Annotated in this window: 21 protein-coding genes; 7 read left to right on the forward strand and 14 right to left on the reverse strand. The window is 67.4% G+C overall.

The genetic code is table 11. From position 1 onward, the window contains the following. Positions 1-78 precede the first annotated feature (78 nt). From ACX40Y_RS16675 to ACX40Y_RS16705, 7 genes are all read right to left on the reverse strand, one after another. Entirely contained in the window at positions 79-1,074 is a 996-nt protein-coding gene (locus tag ACX40Y_RS16675) for a type II secretion system F family protein (RefSeq protein WP_459120695.1), read from the reverse strand. A 5-nt stretch (positions 1,075-1,079) separates the two neighbouring features. Further along, positions 1,080-2,060, reverse strand: a complete 981-nt coding sequence (locus ACX40Y_RS16680; protein WP_459120696.1) for a type II secretion system F family protein — start codon at positions 2,058-2,060, stop codon at positions 1,080-1,082. A gap of 108 nt (positions 2,061-2,168) precedes the next feature. Then, complete coding sequence (locus ACX40Y_RS16685; protein WP_459120697.1) at positions 2,169-3,452, reverse strand: AAA family ATPase; 1,284 nt, start codon at positions 3,450-3,452, stop codon at positions 2,169-2,171. Continuing rightward, entirely contained in the window at positions 3,449-4,087 is a 639-nt protein-coding gene (locus tag ACX40Y_RS16690; protein WP_459120698.1) for a CpaD family pilus assembly protein, read from the reverse strand. The genes ACX40Y_RS16685 and ACX40Y_RS16690 overlap by 4 nt, the downstream gene beginning before the upstream one ends. A gap of 30 nt (positions 4,088-4,117) precedes the next feature. Next, a complete protein-coding gene (locus ACX40Y_RS16695; protein WP_459120699.1) occupies positions 4,118-5,764 on the reverse strand; it encodes a type II and III secretion system protein family protein in 1,647 nt (548 codons plus the stop codon). A gap of 1 nt (position 5,765) precedes the next feature. Continuing rightward, complete coding sequence (gene cpaB, locus ACX40Y_RS16700; protein WP_459120700.1) at positions 5,766-6,800, reverse strand: Flp pilus assembly protein CpaB; 1,035 nt, start codon at positions 6,798-6,800, stop codon at positions 5,766-5,768. A gap of 53 nt (positions 6,801-6,853) precedes the next feature. Beyond that, on the reverse strand, positions 6,854-7,330 hold the full coding sequence (locus ACX40Y_RS16705; protein ID WP_459120701.1) for an A24 family peptidase: 477 nt from the start codon (positions 7,328-7,330) through the stop codon (positions 6,854-6,856). A gap of 49 nt (positions 7,331-7,379) precedes the next feature. On the opposite strand from ACX40Y_RS16705, the gene ACX40Y_RS16710 reads away from it, so the two are divergent. The 5 genes from ACX40Y_RS16710 (at position 7,380) to ACX40Y_RS16730 (ending at position 13,095) form a co-directional block, all read left to right on the forward strand. Next, positions 7,380-8,324, forward strand: coding sequence for an alpha/beta fold hydrolase (locus ACX40Y_RS16710; protein ID WP_459120702.1), 945 nt, complete (start codon positions 7,380-7,382; stop codon positions 8,322-8,324). After that, positions 8,321-9,403 carry an NAD(P)/FAD-dependent oxidoreductase gene (locus ACX40Y_RS16715; protein ID WP_459120703.1) on the forward strand — a complete coding sequence of 361 codons (1,083 nt, stop codon included), beginning with the start codon at positions 8,321-8,323 and terminating at the stop codon, positions 9,401-9,403. Before ACX40Y_RS16710 ends, ACX40Y_RS16715 begins: the two co-directional genes overlap by 4 nt. 95 nt (positions 9,404-9,498) lie before the next feature. Continuing rightward, a complete protein-coding gene (locus tag ACX40Y_RS16720) occupies positions 9,499-10,272 on the forward strand; it encodes a FadR/GntR family transcriptional regulator (RefSeq protein WP_459120704.1) in 774 nt (257 codons plus the stop codon). 85 nt (positions 10,273-10,357) lie between these two features. Further along, the gene (locus ACX40Y_RS16725) at positions 10,358-10,792 is read left to right on the forward strand and encodes an acyl-CoA thioesterase (RefSeq protein ID WP_459120770.1); all 435 of its coding nucleotides are present in this window, start codon (positions 10,358-10,360) and stop codon (positions 10,790-10,792) included. A gap of 119 nt (positions 10,793-10,911) precedes the next feature. Continuing rightward, the gene (locus tag ACX40Y_RS16730; RefSeq protein ID WP_459120705.1) at positions 10,912-13,095 is read left to right on the forward strand and encodes a TonB-dependent receptor; all 2,184 of its coding nucleotides are present in this window, start codon (positions 10,912-10,914) and stop codon (positions 13,093-13,095) included. Here the strand turns inward: ACX40Y_RS16730 and ACX40Y_RS16735 are convergent. Next, entirely contained in the window at positions 13,085-14,941 is a 1,857-nt protein-coding gene (locus ACX40Y_RS16735; protein ID WP_459120706.1) for a hypothetical protein, read from the reverse strand. The genes ACX40Y_RS16730 and ACX40Y_RS16735 overlap by 11 nt on opposite strands. Beyond that, complete coding sequence (locus ACX40Y_RS16740) at positions 14,941-15,174, reverse strand: hypothetical protein (RefSeq protein ID WP_459120707.1); 234 nt, start codon at positions 15,172-15,174, stop codon at positions 14,941-14,943. Before ACX40Y_RS16740 ends, ACX40Y_RS16735 begins: the two co-directional genes overlap by 1 nt. Before the next feature lie 90 nt (positions 15,175-15,264). Between ACX40Y_RS16740 and ACX40Y_RS16745 the strand changes: the two genes are divergently transcribed. Continuing rightward, entirely contained in the window at positions 15,265-15,681 is a 417-nt protein-coding gene (locus ACX40Y_RS16745; protein ID WP_459120708.1) for a hypothetical protein, read from the forward strand. A 149-nt stretch (positions 15,682-15,830) separates the two neighbouring features. Here the strand turns inward: ACX40Y_RS16745 and ACX40Y_RS16750 are convergent, their stop codons facing one another. The 5 genes from ACX40Y_RS16750 to ACX40Y_RS16770 form a co-directional block, all read right to left on the reverse strand. Then, positions 15,831-16,769, reverse strand: a complete 939-nt coding sequence (locus ACX40Y_RS16750) for a hypothetical protein (RefSeq protein WP_459120709.1) — start codon at positions 16,767-16,769, stop codon at positions 15,831-15,833. Between the two features lie 243 nt (positions 16,770-17,012). Next, positions 17,013-17,558, reverse strand: a complete 546-nt coding sequence (locus ACX40Y_RS16755; RefSeq protein WP_459120710.1) for a magnesium transporter MgtE N-terminal domain-containing protein — start codon at positions 17,556-17,558, stop codon at positions 17,013-17,015. Beyond that, positions 17,558-18,007, reverse strand: a complete 450-nt coding sequence (locus ACX40Y_RS16760; protein WP_459120711.1) for a DUF6468 domain-containing protein — start codon at positions 18,005-18,007, stop codon at positions 17,558-17,560. Before ACX40Y_RS16760 ends, ACX40Y_RS16755 begins: the two co-directional genes overlap by 1 nt. Next, a complete protein-coding gene (fliM, locus tag ACX40Y_RS16765) occupies positions 18,004-19,023 on the reverse strand; it encodes a flagellar motor switch protein FliM (protein WP_459120712.1) in 1,020 nt (339 codons plus the stop codon). The genes ACX40Y_RS16760 and fliM overlap by 4 nt, the downstream gene beginning before the upstream one ends. Continuing rightward, complete coding sequence (locus ACX40Y_RS16770; RefSeq protein ID WP_459120713.1) at positions 19,020-19,580, reverse strand: flagellar basal body-associated FliL family protein; 561 nt, start codon at positions 19,578-19,580, stop codon at positions 19,020-19,022. Before ACX40Y_RS16770 ends, fliM begins: the two co-directional genes overlap by 4 nt. 111 nt (positions 19,581-19,691) lie before the next feature. On the opposite strand from ACX40Y_RS16770, the gene ACX40Y_RS16775 reads away from it, so the two are divergent. Continuing rightward, positions 19,692-20,432, forward strand: a complete 741-nt coding sequence (locus ACX40Y_RS16775; protein ID WP_459120714.1) for a flagellar hook-basal body protein — start codon at positions 19,692-19,694, stop codon at positions 20,430-20,432. Positions 20,433-20,436 lie beyond the last annotated feature (4 nt).

Consider the following 20,436-nt stretch of genomic DNA (forward strand, 5'->3'; position numbering starts at 1 on the left):
ATCGTTGACCATACTCGGTCAACTTGGAAATGCGCTAGGCGGAGCCAAGGCGCATGCTGCGCCGAGAACCCGGCCCCCTCACTTCATCAGCGCATCGTTGATCGAGCAGGCCGCCGGGCCGAGGATGACGATGAACAGCACCGGCAGGATGAACAGGATCAGCGGCACGGTCATGATCGCGGGCAGGCGGGCGGCTTTTTCCTCGGCGCGCATCATGCGTTCGTTGCGGAATTCGGCCGAGAGCACGCGCAGCGCCGAGGCGAGGGGGGTGCCGTATTTCTCGGTCTGGATCATCGTCGTCACGACGCCGCGGATCGCATCGAGATCGATGCGCAGGGCGAGGTTTTCGAACGCGGTGCGGCGATCGGTGAGGAAGCCCAGCTCGATCGCGGTGAGCGAGAATTCCTCGCCCAGTTCGGGATAGGCCTTGCCAAGCTCGCGCGCGACGCGGGCGAAGGCGGCGTCGACGGTGAGCCCCGCCTCGGCACAGATCACCAAGAGGTCGAGCGCGTCGGGCAGGCCCTTGCGGATCGCGTGGCTGCGCTTGGTGATGCGGTTCTTGAGGTAGAGATCGGGGAATTTGTAGCTGAGGATGAAGCTCCCGGCGACGAGGCCATATGCCTTGAGCGGCGACCAGTCGGCAAAGGCCTGGGTGCCATAGACGAGATAGAGCACCGGGCCGCCGATGACGATCGGCAGGACGAGCCGGCCGAAGATCACCGCCACCGCCCATTCCTTGCGCCGGATGCCGGCCTGCATCAGCCGGGTCTGCGCCATTTTGAGCTGGCTGTCCTGAAGCACCTTGAGCGAGGTGAGGAAGCTGCGGATGCGATCGGTGGTCTCGCTGCGCTGGACGAGCTTGGCGCGGCGCTTCGAGGTCGAGGCGGTGATGCCGGCCTTGAGCTGTTCGCGGCGTTCGTTGAGCGCCTTTACGCGCTTGCCCATCGGATCGCGCACGGTGGCGGCGGCATAGATGGCGAGGATCACCGCGAGCGCGGCGACGCCCGACAGGATCGTCGCGACCCAGAGGACGTCGACGCCAAGCAGCGTGGGGCCGGTGGGGGGAGCCTGCATCGCGATCAGATCTCGAAATTGACCATCTTGGCCATGATGAAGGCGCCCAGGCCCATCCAGATCAGCCCGCCGCCGCCGGCGATCATCAGCCGTTCGTCCTTGAAGAAGTTCATCATGTAGTTGTTGTTGATGAACCAGACGAGCGTGAAGACGATGAAGGGGAGCGAGCCGACGATCAGCGCCGACGCCTTGGATTCGGACGACATCGCCTTGATCTTGAGCTTCATCTGGCTGCGCTTGCGGAGCACGTCGGCCAGGTTGGCGAGCGTTTCGGCGAGGTTGCCGCCGGTTTCGCGCTGGATGGCGATGGTGATGGTGAAGAACTGGAATTCGGGCGTGCCGAGGCGATCGGCGGTTTCCTGAAGCGCGGCATCGAGCGAGCGGCCGATCTTCATCTTGTCGCTGACCGAGCGGAATTCCTCGCCCACCGGGCCGTCGACTTCCTGGCCGACGACGCCGATCGTCTCGGTGATCGGCAGGCCCGAGCGCAGGCCGCGAACGAGCAGCTCGATCGCATCGGGGAATTTCGCGGTGAACTGCGCGATGCGGCGCTTGATGAAGAAGCCGACGACGAAATGCGGGATGCCGAGCCCGACGAACAGGCCGAGGAACAGCGACAGCCAGATCGGCGCGCCTTTCAGGAACAGCAGCGCGGCGGTGACGAGCGTGAGGCCGAGCATCGTCAGGCCGTAGCGGCCGAGCGTCCAGCCCTTGCCGGTCATGTTCAGCCGCTTTTGCAGCTGGGCGGGATTGGGCAGGAAGCGCGAGGCGGTGGCATCGAGCGTGGTCGCGCGGTTGGTGGAGATACGGCGGAGCTGCGCCTCCATCGCGTTGGTGCCGGTGGCGCTGACGACATGGCGTTCGCGCACGCTGGTGAGGCGGCGGGCGCCGGCGCGCTGGGGCGAGGGGCCGGACAGCGCCATCACCATCAGCACCAGCACCAGCATGGCGCCTCCACCGATCATCAATAGCGGCAGCAATTCCACGCGCGTCGTGCTCCCATTGGCAAGCCGGACCGCGCCCCCGGCGGTCGCGGCCCAGTGTCTCAGACAGACCTTAGCGCCGCGTTACCGGCGAGGGGGCGGGGCGGCCGGTCATTTCTTGCGGCCGCCCATCCGGCCCTTGAGCTTGTCGAGCAGCGAGGCGCCCTTTGCATCGCCGCGGCTCTGCTTGGCGCCGCGCGCGGCATCGGCTTCGGCCGCGTCGGTGATCTCGGTGATCTGCGGTGCCAGGCCGATCAGCCCGGCGAGCGACTTGGCGCTCTTGCCCGCATCGATGAACGGCTTGCCGAGCTTGGCGGCCTGGACCGCGATCTTGGGCTCGAAGGGGACGACGACGTCGATCTTGCGTTCGATCGAGCCTTCGAAATCCTTGCGGCTGATTTCCAGCATCGCCGGCTGAGGCACCTTGTTGGCGACGACGAACACGCGCGTCTGCGGTGCGTTCGACTTGAACCAGCTGAGGATGCGGATCGCGTCGCGCGCCGCCGCCAGCGTCATTTCGGTGACGAGCACCGCGACCTGGACGTCGGTGATGAGATGCGGGTGATTGACCAGCATCGCGCGCGGCAGATCGACCACGGTGCATTCGAAGGCGCTGCGCATCTCCTCCTGCAACTGGTAGAAGGCGGCGCCGTCGCTGATCATCGGCGCGTTGATCGGCGCCTCGGCAGAGAGCACCGCGAGGCGTTCGGAGGCGCGGACCATCGCGCGTTCGATGAACAGGCCGTCGATGCGGCTGGGATTCTCGATCGCGTCGGTGAGGCCGCGGCCTGGCTCGAGATCGAGCGACAGCGCGCCGGTGCCGAAATGGACGTCGAGATCGAGCAGCGCCGTGGTGCGGCTGTGCTTGTCCGACAACAGCCAGGCGAGCGAGGTGGCGACGGTGGAGGCGCCGACGCCGCCGCGCGTGCCGATCACCGCGACCGCGCAGTGCGGGCGATCGCTGCCCGGATCGGCCTGGCGCGGCGCGGCGAGCGAGGCCTGGGCCTGGGCGAAGGTATCGCGCAGGGCATCGGGATTGATCGGCTTGAGCAGATAGTCCTGGATGCCGCTGGCGATCAGATCGCGATAGAGGCGGACGTCGTTGACCTGGCCCGAGGCGATGACGATCGTGCCGGGCTCGCACACCTCGGCAAGCGCGTTGATGTCGTTGAGCGGGTCGCTCGATTCGGATAGGTCGACGAACAGGATCGTCGGGCTGGCCGAGACCGACAGCGTCTGGACGGCGTTGCGCAGGCCGCCCTTGCTGACCTTTTCGGGCGGCCAGCCGAGTTCGACGGCGATCGGGCGAAGCGCCTCGGCGGTGGCTTCGTCGCAGACAAAGGCGGCGAAGGGATCGCGATGCGCGGTGCGGCCGGGTGCGAAGGGCATGTTCACTTGCTGCCTCCACCGGTTGCGGATTCGCTCTTGATCGTGGTGCCGCCCCCGCCGGATGGCGCGGCGGCGCGCAGCGCGCGGATCGCCTTGGTGGAGGTCAGCGGATCGGTGACCGGCGCGGCAGGCGCGCCGCGCACCAGATCGCGCGGATCGGCCACCATCGCGGCGAGATTGGCGTTGGTCGCGCAGCCGAAGTTCGAACTGGTGCTGGCATCGGCGGTGAGCTCGCCGGGATGCGAATAATCGGGGCAGCCGGGAACCGAGGCGGTCATCCGCGTCACCACCACCCGGACGGTGCCGGGGGCGACGGGGCTGGCGGTGACGGGCGCGCGATCGTCGATCATCAGGCCGTAATTGCCCGCGAGCGCGGCGACTTCGCTGCGGCCGGCGATCCCGCCGGCACCGTCATCGACCGCGATGTGATCGCCGTAGCGCAGGTTCATCGCGGCGAGCCAGTCGGTCAGGCGCTGCGTCTCGCCCGCGCCGAGCCGATCGCCGTCGGTCTGCAGATCGAGGACATAGTCGTGGCGCTCGACGACCGGCTGATGCACCGATTCGAGCCCGCCATTATAGCCGCTGCAGCCGCCAAGCAGCAGCGCCGGGGCGGCAAGGAGGGGAAGGAAGCGCGAGTACACGGGCAGTCTCCTCAACGACATGCGCGACGATCAGAAGCCGAAGCCGGGCGCCGGGGCGGCGTCCGTGCGGGACTTGCGGGTGCCGGCGGGCAGCGCCTTTTCGGGCGCCTGTTGCTGCGGCTGCGGCGCGACGGGGGCGGGCGCCATCGCACCGATCGAGGGCTGGCTGCTCGCCGGCGCCATTGTCGGCTTGGGCCGCTCGCCGCCCGAGGTGCCGCCGCCGAGGCTGCCCATCAGCAGGCGATCAAAGTCGTTCGGCGCCTTGTACCCGTCGGTCGGCAGCACGATCTGGTTCGCGTTGACCGGGCGCACCAGATAGGGGGTGATGACGATCACCAGTTCGGTCTCGTTGCGCTGGAACCCGTTCGAGCGGAACAGCGCGCCGAGGATCGGCACGTCGCCGAGGCCGGGCGTCTTGGTGATCGAATTATTGTGGCTGTTCTGAAGCAGGCCGCCGATCACCATGCTTTCGCCCGAGCCCAGCTCGACCGTGGTCTCGCTGCGGCGCGTGGTGATGCCCGGAATGGTGGTGCCGTTGAACGTCACCGCGCCCGAGGACGAAAGCTGCGATACTTCCGGCCGGACGTGCAGCGAGATGCGGCCATCGGCGAGCACGGTGGGGGTGAAGGCGAGGCTGACGCCATATTGCTTATATTCGATCGAGGTGGTGCCGAGCGCCTGCGCGATCGGGATCGGGATTTCGCCGCCCGCGAGGAAATTGGCGGTTTCGCCCGACAGCGCGGTGAGGCTGGGCGTGGCGAGCGTCGTCACTTGGCCGATCGTCTCCCCCAGATCGAGCGAGGCGAGCAGATCGGTGCCGAGGAAGCGCCCCGCGGCGCCGATCATCGTGTTGCCGCTGCTGGGCGTCGGGAATTTGTAGATGGTGCCGCCCGGCGCTGCGCCCGAGGCGGAGTCGACGGTGGAGCCGGTGTTGGTGGTGATCGTGCCCTGGTTGCCCTGGGCGATGCCGAACAGGAAGCTGCCCTGATCGCGGTTGGTGAGATTGACGTTCAGATTCTTGATGAAGCTGCGGCTCACTTCCGAAAAGCGGACCTGAAGCTGGACCTGAAGCGGCGTTGCCGTGCGCAGCCGGTTGACCACGCCGATCTTGAGCGGGGCATTGGCGTCGTTGACGTTGACGCCGGGGTTGAGCAGGCTGGTCACAAGCCGCGCCGCCTGTTCGCTGTCGGCGGGCGATTTGACCGTGCCGTTGAGCACCGCGAGCTGGCCGACGGTGACGACGGTGATGTCGGCATCGGGCATCGCTGCCTTCATCATCCGATCGATCGAAGTGATGTTCTGGCTGACGCGAACCGTGGTCGAATAGATCACCGCGCCGGCGGCGTTGGTAGCGAACACCGTCGCGTCGCCGAATTCCTTGCCATAGAGATGAATCTGGCGCGCATTGGCGACATAGACGTCGGCGACGCCGGGATTGGACGTCCAGACATTGGCGGCGGCGGCGGGCAGGGTGATGAGTTCACCCTCGCCGATCGACAGGCGCACTTCGGTCGTCGGGCGCTGCGTCCCTGCCGGAAGCTGCGCGACGCGGACACCCTGGGCCTGCGCCGGGCGCGCGGCGCGGCTCTGGGCGAAGCCGGTGGCCGGGGTGCCGAGCGCGAGCCCGGCGGAGACGGTGGCCGCGAGCGAGCGGCGCGCGAGCAACAGGCTGTTCATGTCAGTTCTTCCCCCCGACCGGGACGATGCTGGCGTCGCTGCCGCGCACGACGAGGACCGACGGGCCGACGCGCGAGCTGGTTCCACCGGGATAGTTGGCTGCCGGGGCGGCCGAGGGCACGGCGCCCGTCGCGCTGCCGTCGCCCTTGCCGGGCACGGTGCGGCGCTGGAAGCGCGACACATCGGCGCCCGTCACGAAGCTGTCGGCAACGTCCTGCGGCCGGGTCGCGGCGCGGGCGAGCATTTCCTTTTCCTGCTTCGGATCGTCGGGGACGTTGACTGCGCCGCTGGCGATCGCCTCCTCGAGCTCGCCGGGCGTATCGGCGAGCGAGCGCAGCGACAGCGACAGCGTGCCAACGGTCTGTGCGACCGCGATCTTTTCGGCGATCTTGGCCGTCGCCTCGACGGTAACGGTCGAATAGGTGTCGACGACGGTCTTGCCCTGATCGTCGGTGCGCTTTTCGGTGCGCTGGTCGGTGGCGAGCACGCGCAGGTTGCGCAGCACCGTTTCCGACGCCTTGAGCGGCGGGCCATCGCCGCCGCCGGCGACCGACTGGGTGAGGATCAGATCGACATGATCGCCCGGGAAGACGAAGCCGGCAACGGCGCTCTGCGCAGACACCGGCACGGTGACGGCGCGCATGCCCGGGCCGAGCGCGGCGGCGAGGAAGCCGCGATCACCCGGCTTGACCAGCGCGCCCTGCGCCACCGGCTGGCCGGCGGGAATCGCGTAGCGGACGACCGTGCCCTGAAGCTTGGCGGGATCGCTGTCGCCGCGGATGAAATAGGCGCCCTCGACCAGTTCCTTCGGCCAGGGGCGGAATTCGAGCGCAGTGGCATCGAGGATCGTGCCCACCGGCAGCGCGCGCTTGGCGACCAGCACCTCGGTGGTGTTCACGGGCTGCGCCGCTGCGCCGTTCGGCATCGCCCCGGCGACCGGTGCAGGCGCGCCGACCATCAGGCTGCGCGCCATGAAAGCGGTGATCGCAGCCACGACGAGCGCGCCGACGAGGAGAATGACCTTGCGTCCATCCATTTCGCTTCAAGCCTTTTTGTCTGGGCTGCCAGATACGGTTGCGCCGGCGTTAATCATCCGCCGAACTGGTTAAGAATCGGTTCGCGAAGGACAATCAGCCCGGCCAGGGCGATCGCCACGCCATAAGGAATCTCAAGTGGTGCATCGTTGCGACGGCGCAGCCATTTCTCGGCCAGCATCACGATCGTCAGCGCGCCGCCGAGCAACGACATGAGGACGAGCATCCAGATCAGCGGCTGCACCGGCAGCCACAGCGCGAGCGCGCCGATCAACTTAACGTCGCCGCCGCCCATCTGGCCGAGCGCGAAGGCGCCGACGAAGAAGGCGAACACCAGCGCCGCCGCGCCGACATGGATCGCCGCGTCCGGCCAAAGGGCGACTCCGCTGGCCCACCACCATAAGGGCGCGAGCAGCGCGATCGTCGCGTTCTTCCAGTTGGCGATCTCGCGCGTGCGGACATCCTCGATGCCCGCCCAGACGAGCAGCAGCATCAAGACGCCGAGCAGAATTGTCGCAGCGAGGTTCCCCATCGCCGTTAATCGCTAGACGCAACCGATTAGGAAACCGTAACCAGTGAACATGGCAGTTGACCTTAATGTGCGGCGTGCGATCCCTGCCGACGCGATCATCGATCAGTGGACGGCGGCGGACGGATGGCGACTGCGACGGTTTCGCTGGCCGGCGACCGGCGACGGGCCGGCGCGGGGCAGCATCCTGTTCCAAACCGGGCGCGGCGACATTTTCGAGAAATATCTGGAGACGTTCGCGCACTGGCACGCGCAGGGATGGAATATCGCGGCGTTCGACTGGCGCGGGCAGGGCGGATCGGGGCGGCTGACGCCCGCCGCCAATTGCGGCCATATCGCCGATTTCGCCGACTTCATCGCCGATTTTCGCGGCTTCTTCGCCGATTGGCGAGCGGATACGCCGGGGCCGCATGTGGTGATGGGGCATTCGATGGGCGGCCATCTGGTGCTGCGCGCACTGGCCGAAGGGGCGATCGCGCCCGACGCGGCGGTGCTGGTCGCGCCGATGCTCGGGATCCGCAGCCCGCTCGGGCGATTCGCCGCTCCCGCCGCACGGCTGCTGGCGCGGCTGGGCAATCCCGCCCGGGCGGCGTGGCGCGGCAACGAAAAGCCCTATACCACCGAGACGCGATCGAACCTGCTGACGCACGATCCCGATCGTTATGCCGACGAATTGTGGTGGCAGACGCACGATCCGTCGATTCTGACCGGCCCGCCGAGCTGGCAATGGGTGGTCGAGGCGTTTCGATCGATGCAGGCGCTGGAAGCCGGCCCGATCGAGCGCGTGAGGGTGCCGGTGCTGGCCCTGGTCGCCGAAGCCGACCAGCTGGTCGATGCGCGGGCGGCGCTGCGCATCGTGCCGCGGCTGTCGCATGGGGAGCTGGTGCGGTTCGGCCCCGAAAGCGCGCATGAGATCCTGCGCGAGGTGGACGGCGTGCGCGACCGGGCGATTGCGGCGATCGATTCGTTTCTCGATGCGCGGGCGCGGCCGGCATGATCCGATATGACGTGGCGATCGTCGGCGCCGGCATCGCCGGGGCGAGCCTTGCCGCCGCGCTTGCGCCGCGGGGGCTGGTGCTGCTGATCGAGGCGGAGGAGCGACCCGGCTATCACGCGACGGGCCGGTCGGCGGCCTTCTGGTCCGAAACCTATGGCGGGCCGGACGTCCAGCCGCTGACCAGCGCGTCGGGCGCAATGCTGCGCGATGGCGGGTTCCTCGATCCGCTGGGCGAGCTGCATCTGGCCCGGGCCGGCGACGAGGCCAGCGTCGACGCCTTTCTGGCCGCGTTCGAGGGCAGCGGTGTCGCGCTCGAGCCGATCGACCCGCAGGCGATCCTGCCGGGGCTGCGGGCGCCGTGGCGGCTGGGCGTGCGCGAGCCGAGCTGCGCCTATATCGACGTCGCCGCGCTGCATCAGCATTTCCTGAACCAGGCGCGCCGCGCGGGTGCCGAGCTGGTGCTTTCGGCCGAACTGCGCGAGGCGGTGCGCGAGGCGGGCGTGTGGCGGCTGGAGACGGCGGGCGGGGCGTTTGGCGCCGACCTGCTGATCAACGCGGGCGGCGCATGGGCCGACCAGGTGGCGGCGATCGCCGGGGCACGGCCGGTGGGCATCACCGCCTACCGTCGGACGATGCTCCAGATCCGCACCGATCCGCCGCCGCCGCCGGGCACGCCGCTGGTCAGCGATCTGGGCGGCGGATTCTATTTCAAGCCCGAGCCGGGCGGGCGGCTGTGGCTGACCCCGCACGACGAGACGCCGAGCCCGCCCTGCGACGTCGCGCCCGAGGAGATCGACGTCGCGGTGGCGATCGACCGGTTCGAGGGGGCGGTCGACTGGCGGGTGGCGGCGCTGGAGCATAAATGGGCCGGGCTGCGCAGCTTCGCGCCCGACCGGCGCCCGGTTTATGGCTTCGATCCGGTGGTGCCCGGCTTTTTCTGGTGCGCGGGGCAGGGCGGCTTCGGCATCCAGACGGCGCCGGCGGCGGCGCGGCTGTGCGCGGCGCTGATCGAGCCAGGGGCGCCCGACCCGGGGTTGGCGGTGATCGACCCCGCGCGCTATTCGCCGGAGCGGTTCTGACGTCTCGGTCGGACACAAAGCCGGGCGCACGCCGCGATTGGCCAGACCGATAATGGCTTCCCGATCGCGCCCGGCTTGCTTATGTGGGCTTGTTCATGAAGATCAACGGCAACAAACTTTACCAGCGCGTGGCTGCCGCGATCGCCGAGGCGATCGAGGGGGGGCAGTGGGCGCCCGGCACGCGACTCCCCGGCGAGCGCGACCTGGCCGAGGAATATGGCGTCAGCCGGCCGACGATCCGCGAGGCGATGATCGCGCTGGAGATGAAGGGCTGGATCGAGGCGCGGCACGGCTCCGGCCTGTACGTGATGCGGCGCGACGGTCAGGCCACGGCGATGCGCGGCGATGCGCTCAACCTCGATGTCGGCGCATTTGACCTGACCGAGGCGCGTATCCTGTTCGAGGGCGAGGCGGCGGCGCTGGCGGCGGTGTCGATCACCGACGAGCAGCTGGCCGAGCTGGAGGGAATTGTCGCGGAAATGGCCGCGGCGGACCCGGAGCAGGCCGAGGCCTATGACGCCGATCGCCGTTTCCACGTCGCGATCGCCAATGCGACCGGCAATGCCGCGGTGCGCAACGTCGTTGAATATCTGTGGGATCTGCGCACGCGATCGCCGCTGAGCGCGACGATGTTCGATCGGGCGCGGCGCAGCGGCGTCAACCCGCGCGTGGCGGAGCATCGGCCGATCCTGGAGGCGCTGAGCGAGCGCGATCCGAATGCGGCGCGCGCGGCGATGCGCGGGCATCTGCGCGGGGTGGTGGACGACCTGCTGGAGGCGACGGAGCTGGAGATCATCCAACGCGCCCGGCACGAGATCGACTCGCGGCGCGATTCGCTAGCGCGGCGGCTGGAACTCGGCCACGATTGAGGCGGTGGCGGCGCTGCCGCTACGGCAAGCGCGCGGCGGCAGGGTGCGGGGTTTTTTGCCGGCGGCGGTCGCGTCGGCGGCGCGGATGCGCTATGATGGACGCGTGACCGGCACTGCGATCCCCTTCGAATTCCGCGTCGATGTGGAGCAATCCGACATCGACTTCATGGGCCATGTCAACAATGCCTCCTATCTCAAATGGGTGCAGGCGGCGGTGGTCAGCCACTGGCAGGCGCTGGCACCGGTGGAGGCAGTGGCCGAGCATCTGTGGGTGGCGCTGAAGCACGAAATCACCTATCGCCGGCCGGCATTCCTCGACGACGACGTGGTCGCGACGGTGCTGCTGGAGAAGGTGCAGGGCGCACGCGCCTTCTACGAGACGATCATCCGGCGCGGCTCGGAGGTGCTGGCCGAGGTGAAGTCGAGCTGGTGTTGCCTCGATGCCGAGACGCGCCGGCCGGCGCGTCTTGCCAGAGACGTGATCGATCATTTCTTCGTAAAAGGCGAACGGCCCGACTGATCCGGGCCGAGTGGGAACTTCGGCAAGCGCCACCGTGTCACGAGATTGGCACTTGATACCATATATCATCTCCGTTACAGCCGCGCCCGATCATAAAGATGTTCGGGGAATTCGAGTTGATGTCGCGTCGTGTCCTGTTCGCTTCCGCCTGCCTGCTTGCCGCGCCGTTGCCGGCGCTGGCCAATACCGATCGGGCGCCCGCCGCGCCGGCTGAGGCCGATGTGCCCGCGACCACCGATGCCGATGCGCAGAGCGGCACGCAGCAGAACAGCGCGATCATCGTCACCGCGCCCTATCGCCAGACCGAACGCGACGTGCTGTCGGGCACCTCGGTCGTCACCGGCGAGGAACTGACCCGCGACCTGCGGCCGACGATCGGCGAGACGCTGGCGCGCCAGCCCGGCGTGTCCGCATCGTCGTTCGGCCCGAACGCATCGCGGCCGATCCTGCGCGGTTTCCAGGGCGAGCGCGTCCGCGTGCTGACCGACGGGATCGGTTCGATCGACGTGTCGAACACCTCGGCCGACCATGCCGTCGTCATCAACCCGCTGCTCGCCGAGCGTGTCGAGGTGCTGCGCGGCCCGTCTGCGCTGCTGTTCGGATCGTCGGCGGTGGGCGGCGTGGTCAACGTGATCGACTCGCGTATCCCGCGCACCATCCCGGAGAAGGGCTATCGCCTGAGCGCGATCGGCACCTATGGCTCGGCGGCGAACGAGCGCAGCGTCGGCGGCGCCGGCGATGTCGCCGTGGGCAAGTATTTGGTGCTCCATGCCGACGGTTCCTATTCGAAGGCCGACGACCTGCGCATCGGCGGCTATGCGCTGACCCGTGCCGCGCGCAACCAAGCGCTGGCGAGCGCGGCGCTGCCGGCCGACCCGGACGAGGCCGAGCCGATCGACTTCGCGGCGAATGCGCGGATCAAGGGCAAGCTGCCGAACAGCGCGGCGGAAACCTGGACCGCCGGCTTCGGCGTGTCGATCATCACCGACACCGGCAGCCTGGGCGTTTCGTACAGCCATTATGACAGCGTGTACGGCATTCCCGTCCGCTACGCGACGCAGCCCGGCCAGGAGCAGGAAGCGCCGCGGCTCGACTTGGTGCAGAACCGCGTCGACCTGCGCGCCGAAGTCGATACCGGCGGCGGCATCCTCCAGCAGGTGCGGCTGCGCGCCGGTTATGCCTCGTATCGGCATTACGAGCTGGAAGAGGACGGCGCGATCGGCACCGCCTTCTACAACCAGGGCCTCGAAAGCCGCCTTGAACTCGTCCAGGCCGATCGCGGCGCATGGAAGGGTGCATCAGGCGTCCAATACTTCAGCCGCAACTTCGACGTGAAGGGCGACGAGGCGTTCCTGCCGAAGAACCAGACCAGCCAGCTGGGCCTGTTCACGCTCCAGCAGCTCGATCTGGGCCGCTTCAAGGCCGAGGCCGGCCTGCGCTATGAATTCACCGACCTTTCGGCCGACACGCTGCCCGACGATCTGCGCTTCTATCGCGGCAAGCGCCATTTCGAGGCGCTGACGGGATCAGTGGGTGCGTCCTATGGCCTGAGCGAAGCGGTGCGGATCGGCCTCAACCTGTCGCACACCGAACGCGCGCCGTCGGCCGAGGAGCTGTTCGCCAATGGTGCGCATGCCGGCACCGAAGCCTATGAACTGGGTGACCCCGACTTCCGGCTGGAAAAGAGCTGGGGCCTGGAGGCGACCGTCCATGCGCATGGTGACGGCTACAGCTTCGACGCATCGGCCTATTACAACTGGTTCTCCAACTACATCACCGACAACCAGACCGATCAGTCGGTGTGCGAGGCGGCCGCAGCGCCGAGCGGGCGCGACGTGGACCTGCCCTGCTTCCAGTTCACCCAGCGCGATGCCCGTTATTACGGCTTCGAGGCGCAGGGTTCGGTGCGTGTCGCGCAACTGGGCGGCTACACCATCAACCTCGATGCGCTGGGTGATTACGTTCATGCCAACATCGTCGATCAGGGACCGGCACCGCGCATCCCGGCGATGCGCGTGCTCGGCGGGATCGAGGCGCAATCGGACGCGCTGACCGGCCGTTTCGAGGTCGAGCATGTGTTCAAGCAGGACCGGATCGCCGAATATGAGACGCCGACGGCGGCGTACACGATGGTCAACGCGGCGCTGAGCTTCAAGCCGTTCCAGGCGATGCCGGGAACGAGCCTGACGCTGTCGGCGAACAACATCTTTGACGTCGATGCCCGCCGCGCCAGCAGCTATCTGAAGGACTTCGCGCCGCTCGCCGGCCGCGACATCCGCGCGACGCTGCGCTTCAGCCTGTAGGCGCGTCGAACAGATCCCCGATCGCGCCGCTGGGGCTCGCTTCGGGGATCGCCGCCATCGCGGCGCTGATGCGGGCCGGATCGATCCGGTCCGCAGGCTGTGTCAGCAGATCGAATGCCTGCGCGCTGGGCAGCGTCTTGAACGCCGCGCCATAGCGCGCCCGCAGCGCCCCGAGACGATCCTCGCGCCCCAGCATCGCCAGCGCGACCGCGTGGCGCAGCACCGCCGCCTGGGCGGGGGCGTCGAGCGGCCCCGGCGGGGGCAGCGCGGCCTCGTTCTCGGTGATGAAATTGCCCCAGTTGCGCGCGCGCCACTGGATTTCGGCGCGGACGCCATTGGCGCCGGGAATGCCGTCGAGCGCAGCCTGTGCGGCCTGCGGGCGTCCCAGCTTGTAGAGCGCCACCGCCTCGACCCGCTTGCGATCCCAGCGCATCGCATCGGTATAGCTTGGCTGTTCGGTCGCGTGCAGCGTGTCGATCGCTCGATCGGGCCGGCCGGACAGGATGAACAGCGAGGCGACCTTCACCGAAAGCGGCCCCTGCGCGACATCCTGGCGGCGCTGCATCAGCTGATATTGCAGCAGTTCGGCGGAGCGCGCGTAGAGACCGGCAGCTTCGAGCCGGTCGGCGAGCCGCAAGGCGAGCGCGTCGCCCTCCGCACCTGATGGCGCGAGTTCCTTGTAATCCCAATAGAGCCCGGCCGCCTCGGGCAGCGGCATGCCGCTGTTCGGCGCCAGCATCTCCGCCAGCCACGTCTGGATCTGCTTGAGCATCGGCGCGCCATCGCGGCCGAGGTTGAAGTATCGGAACAGCACCGCGGCGGTGCGCAGCGACGAGCGGCGATCACCGAGTTCGCTGGCGAGCGCGAATTCTAGGCGCAGCGCCGCTTCCTCGATCGGGCCACCGCGCCATTGATAGCGCAGCGTTTCGAGCTGCTTGATCCCTTCGGCGGGGCTGATGCGATGGCGCTTCAGATCGCCTTCGATCCGATAGAAGCGTGCCGCCGCCTGGACTTCGGGCGTGCCGCTGAGTTCGGCGCGCGACAGGCGGAACAGCCCTGCCGCCGGATCGCCGGCCGCGAGCAGCGCCCGGCCGCGCAGCAGATTGGCTGTCGCGTCCTGTTCGCCGAACAGCTTGAGCCAGGCGATCGCCGGCTGGGCCTGGCCGGCGGCGATCGCGCCGCGTGCCGCCGCGAGCGTGAAGGGTTTGCGCGATTGCGGATCGCGGCCGTTGATCGAGGGCACCGCGCAGTTGATCTGGCGTGCCGCCTCCATTTCGTCACCCGCCGCCGCCAGGGCGCGCATCCGCCAGGCACAGGCTTCCGAATTGCCCGCGAGTTCGGGCAGCGACAGCGCCTCGACCGCATCGGCATTGCGGCCGATCAGCGTCAGTGCGGCGCCGGTGGCGAGCTGAAAGGGGGCGGCGAGTGCGAGATCTTCGTCGTCGCCCAGCATGGTTTCGAGCACGCCCAGCGCCTCGCCGCCGCGATTCTGGCGGATCAGCGAGCCTGCATATTGCCAGCGAGCGAGCTGCCGCGTCTCCGGCCGGGCGGCGATCAGCGCGGCCCAGGCGGCGTCGTCGGTGAGATCGGGCCAGTCGCGGCTGTCATCGATCCGCGGCATCTGTGCCAGGATCGCGGCAAAGGGCGGCAGCGGCTGACGACCGGCTGCCGTCGCCCCCGGCGCGGCACCGTTGGGGCCGGGGGCGGCATGGCTGTCTGCCCCGTGATCGCCCGCGCCGTGATCTCCCGAAGCGTTTGCCGCGGGCGCGTGTTCGGCCGCAGGGGGCGGATCGCTGACCGGCGCCATCGCGGTCGTGGCGAGCAGCAGGATCGCGAAAGCCCGCATCAATGGCCCCCCGCCAGCATGAACACGCCGACGACGCCGCCCCCGCCGCAGGCGAGCAGGAACACCAGGGCAGGCAGGATCGGCAGGCCGCCGGCGCCGGCCGCCTGGCCCGCATCGTGCGATCCGGCGGGCAGATTGGCGTTGGCCGTGGCTTTGGCATCGACGGCGTTGCCGCGTGCTGCCGCCGCGTCGCTGACGACGCGCATCCGGCCGGGGCGTTGATCGTGGCTCATTGGGAATCCGTTAATCGGTTTAGACCTATTATAGGATGAGTGCGGCGCCCGTGACGCGGGCAGCGCGATGTTCTGACAGGAGAAATCGAGGTGCGCAGGAAAAAGACGCTCACCATGCTGGGCGCGGTGGTTGCCGCCGCGTCGCCGATGCCGGCGAGCAAGGCGCTCGCATCCGGCGGCGGCGAAGCGGGGGGCGATCTTCATCTGGTCGCGATGGACCCGGTTGCCGTGCCGATAATCGACGCCGACCGGATGAGCGGTACGCTTAACTTCAAGCTGGTCGTCGATGTCGATTCGGCGGCGGGCGCCGAACGGATCACCGGATCGATGCCGGTGCTGCGCGCGGCGGTGGTGGCGGCGGGCGTCGAATTCGCACGGCTCGATGCGTCGAGCCTGCGCGCGGTGAATGTCGCGGCACTCGACCATTCGCTGACCGAGGCGATCAAGGCGGTGGAACCCGATGTGAAGCGCGTGCTGATCGTTGAAGTCGGCGCGTCGATGAGCTGAGGGGCGGGGGCAATTGCCGTCCCGGCCGGTGTTTCAGGGCGTCGGCTTACAGGATTGTACCGGCGCGAAGCGCCCAAGTGCGGACAGATGCTGCGCACAAAGAGGCTGAAACCACCGCGGGTGAGGATCGAATAATGTCAGTTGGGTCGCTACTCTCGCCGGGCGAGCATTTCACCGGAGTAGATGATTCCGCCGTCAAGAGAACGAGAAAAGCGATATAAGATCGCCAACTCATCACGATTTGGACCAAACAGCGCGCCCCGGAAAGCGCCAGTGTATCCCGTTACGGGATCCGTGAGTGTACCAGAAAAAACGTTGGACACCTCATTCAACGTTCCCTTTAGGTCTAGTTTTCCGACATATACCTCGGCGCCATTTTCTACTTTGTTGAGGTATATCGATCCGAAGTAGTAATTCTGGCCAGAGTTGATCAAAATTCGGAGACCGTGCACTCGTAATTGGTTGCTGTTCGCGGGGCTGCCTCGCAAAGTTGGCTGCCCCGTATAGAAATTTAGCGCCCCTTCCATGCGCGATGTGACGGTGCTGCGATATCCTAAAATGCCGACGTAATACGTCGAACGCTTGCCGCTGTTGACGCCCAAAACATAAGGGGTTTCAGCTCCCTTGGCATAAGCCGCGACTACGTATTTAAAAGATGAATCGGTCGGAAAAAGGGTCAGCGAATTACCTTCGCGCGCGAAATATCGATCGCCTAACCGATCAGAAGCAGAAAAAGTTATCTTCTGCGTCCCTTGGGCGAACTGGAGTGAGCCGGTGCTGACGTTGAAGTTCAACCCGAATAGCGGGCCAACAGTAAGCCCGTCGTCTTCGACAGTGTCAACGGTCTGGGTCAAACCAAAGCTGTCGGTGTAGGTGAACCGGCTCCAAACGGATCCGAGATCGCTGGTGAAGGTGAAGTCGTGCGCGAAGTCGATGGGTGGTGGGGGCGAGGGGGACGGCGTTGGGGTCGGTGCCGAGGTGGCGGGTGGTGGTACGATAACCGTGCCGCCGCCTGATGTGCTGCCGCCTCCACCGCAGCCCGTAGCGGCAAGGCAAAGTCCAACAGCAAGAAACTGCAAGTGATTCATATAGTCCCCCCAGGGTCTGCCTCTTAGGCAAGGAGGGTGGATCTCGCAATCTGCTTGAGGTCAAAAGCTCAGACTTCGATCGTACAAGCAGGTGCCGTTCAAGCTACAGTTTACCAGGTTTGGAAGCCGCCTCGACAGGATGAACGGTGTTGGGATACGCGCTTGAGCACGCTGCAGGCCCACCACCCCTAACATCGGCTGTTCGCCCAATGCGAGACAAGCCGATGTTGGCCCCTTCGCGACCTATCGCTTGGCGTCTGCAACGGTGGTTGGCTTGCCCGTCTGCACCGCGTTCTTGCGGGCCAGCGCCATGCTCAGCGCCGCTGCCGCCTTGGGGGACATCGCCGCCAGGATCGCGGCGGTCGAGTTGGCGCGCATCCGCTGGGCGACCTTCATCTGCACTTCCATTTCGAGCTGCTCGAACACCACGGCCGCCTTGGCGGGTTTCATCGCCTGATAGATGCGGGCGAGGTCGTCGAACTGCGCTTCGGCCGGGCCGGGTGCGCCGGGCGCGCCGGGTGCCGTGGCGGCATCGGCCTTTTGCCGCGCCTCGAGATCGGCCTGAAGCCGCGATTCAGCGGCCTTTGCCGCCTGTTCGCGCAGATCGAGCGCGCGCTTGCGGCGCGCTGCATCGGCATCGCGTTCGCTGAGATCGCGCTCGATCGAATTGCCGAGGCGCGTCTTGGGCGCGGCGGAATCCTGATCGGCCGCGGCAAGCCCGGCGGCATTGGCGACCGCCGCGATCGCCGACGCCGCCGCCATCAGCAGCAGAAGCGAAGGGCGCGGCATCACGCCGCCTCGTGCGAGATCGAGCTGCGGGGCAGGGCGTCGGCGTCGGTATCCGCCGCGTCGGCGCCGGTGCTGGCACCGGATTCGATCTCGGCCTCGGCGGCGGCGACCGCATCGGCGGCGAAGCGCACGCCATTCGCCATGCTGACCGCCGCGACGATCCGCTCACAGGCGGAATCGGCGATGCCGATCATGTCCGACAGCTCGTCGCGAAGTTCGCGGGCATTTTCCACCAGCCGCGCATGGCGCGCGCAATCGGTGCCCAGCGTCGCCTTCATGTCGGACAGGACGGCGCGCGCCTGGGTGGTGGCATTGTCGAGCGCCTTGACGACGTCGGTCAGCGCGCCGTCCTTCACCGCGCGCAGGCTGCGCATCATCCGCAGACTCTGGACGAGCACGGCGACGCACAGCACGATCGTCAGCACATTGGCGAGCAACGCGATACTCATTGGGTCTTCTTCCTTGTGCGGGAAACATCGTTGACCAGGCGAACGGCGACGCGGCCGCTGCGCTGGCCGATCTGGGCCTGGGCGAGCTTGACGTCGCCACAGGCGATGTCGAGCGGATCGTCGGGGCTCTTGTGGAGCGAGATCACCTGGCCGACCTGGAGCGTTTCGAGATCGGACAGCGGCAGCGGCTTTTCGCCGAGCAGCACGCTGACGGTGACGTTGGTCTTGCGGATCTCGGAGGCCATGTGCGCCTCCCATATGCTGTCGCGGCCGCTCTTTTCGCCCATGAAGCGCTGGAGCAGCTTGTGGCGAACGGGTTCGAGCGTGGCATAGGGAAACACCAGCGTGAAGCAGCCGCCGCGACCGTCCATGTCGACGCGGAAGGTGGCGATCGCGCAGATGTTCGAGGTCGCCGCGATCGCCGCGAAGCGCGGATTGGTCTCGATGCGTTCGAGATTCATGTGGACCGACTCGATCGGCGAAAAGGCTTCGCAGAAGTCGCGCAGCGCCATTTCGAGCACGCGCGAGACGAGCGCGGTCTCGATCGGCGTGAAGGCGCGGCCGTCGATCACCGTCGGCGAATTGCTGCCGCGGCCGCCGAGCAGCGCATCGACCACCGCGTAGATCAGCCCCGATTCGACGGTGATCAGGCCATAGCTTTCCCATTCGGAAATCTTGAACACGCCCACCATCGCAGGCAGCAGCACGCGGTTCATGAACTCGCCGAACCGCGCCGAGGTGACTTCCTCGAGGCTGACATCGATCGCGTCCGAGGTGAGGTTGCGCATCGAGCTGGCGAAGCTGCGGACGACGCGGTCGCACACGACCTCGAGCATCGGCAGGCGCTCGTGGCTGATGACCTTTGATTCAAGGACTGCGCGCAGGCCCTTTTTCTTCGCGACCGGCTCGCTGCCGCCGAACAGCGCGTCGATGTCCGCCTGGTCGAACCGGCCCTCCTCGCCGCCGAACGGGGCGGCGGGGGGATCGGGAAGGTCGAAATCGTCGAGATCGATCATTGCTGGATCAGGTCCTGAATGAGCACGTCCTTGACCATGCCGGGGCCGAGCACGCGCGTGGCGCGCACCATCAGCTCTTCCTTCAGCCGGAACACCGCCGCCGAGCCGGCGAGATCCTCCGGGCGAAGCTCGCGCAGGAACGGCTGATAGGCGTCGAGCACCATCGGCAACTGGTCCTTCAGCGTCGTCTCGTTGCCCTTCGGCCCCGGCACGAGCATGAAATGCAGCTTGAGGAAGCGCGGCGCGCCATCGGGCGAGCGCAGATTGACCGACAGCGGCGGCACATCGACGAACTTCTCGCCGCTGCCTTCGCCATGGCCTTCCTCGGCATTGTCGCCGCCGCCATGATCGGCGCTGGCGGCTTCCTCGCCGCCATGCCCGGCCTCGGCCGCGGTGGCTTCGGTCTTGCTGCCGCCGAGGAAGAAGGCGGCACCGCCGCCGCCCAGCGCAAGCGCCGCAACCGCCGCGCCGCCGATCATGATCAGCTTCTTCTTCTTTTTGGCGCCATCCGCAGGTGCGGCGTCCGCGCTCTTATCTTCGACGATTTCCGCCGACATACCCCTGGACCTTCCTTTTTCGACCGCGGCGCCCGCGTCTCCGATTTTCTCCTATTATAGGACTGTCACCCGGCAATTTCTGCCTAGCGACAAATTTCGAGGGACGACCCGTTGGACATCTCTTCCTATGTGCTGCTCAGCCAGGAACAGGCGCTTCGCCGTCGGCTGGACATCGTGGCGAACAACATCGCCAACATGAACACGGTGGGCTTCAAGCGCGAGCAGCCGGTGTTCCATGAGTATGTCGAGCAGACCGATTCATCGATCAAGCCGGCGAAGCAGACCTCGTTCGTGCTCGATTACGGCGCCGTGCACGACATGGCCGCCGGATCGTTCCAGCCGACCGGCAACCCGCTCGACGTGATGATCGACGGGCCGGGTTATCTCGCGGTCGAGGCCGGCGACGGCACCACCGCCTATACGCGCGCGGGCTATATCAAGGTGCTCGAAAATGGCGACCTGGCAACCGCTGGCGGCCAGCGCATCCTGGGCGAGGGCGGCAAGCCGATCAACGTGCCGGCGGACCAGGCGGGCCAGCTGAGTATGCGTTCGGACGGCACGATCGTCGGCCGCGAAGGGCCGCTGGGCCGCGTCGCCGTCACCGTGTTCGACAGCGAGGCCGGCGTCGATCCGCGCGGCGACGGCATGTTCAACGCAACCGGGGGCCGCGAACTCGCTGCCGCCGATACCCGTCTCCAGACCGGCGGCGTCGAGGGATCGAACGTCAACGCGATCGCCGAAACCACCGACATGATCCAGATCCTGCGAGCCTATCAGACCAGCCAGCGCATGGCCGATTCAATGTCGGACATGCGCAAGCAGGCGATCGACAAGCTCGGCCGGATCGGCTGATTCA

This window comes from Sphingomonas sp. RS6 (genome assembly GCF_054489705.1).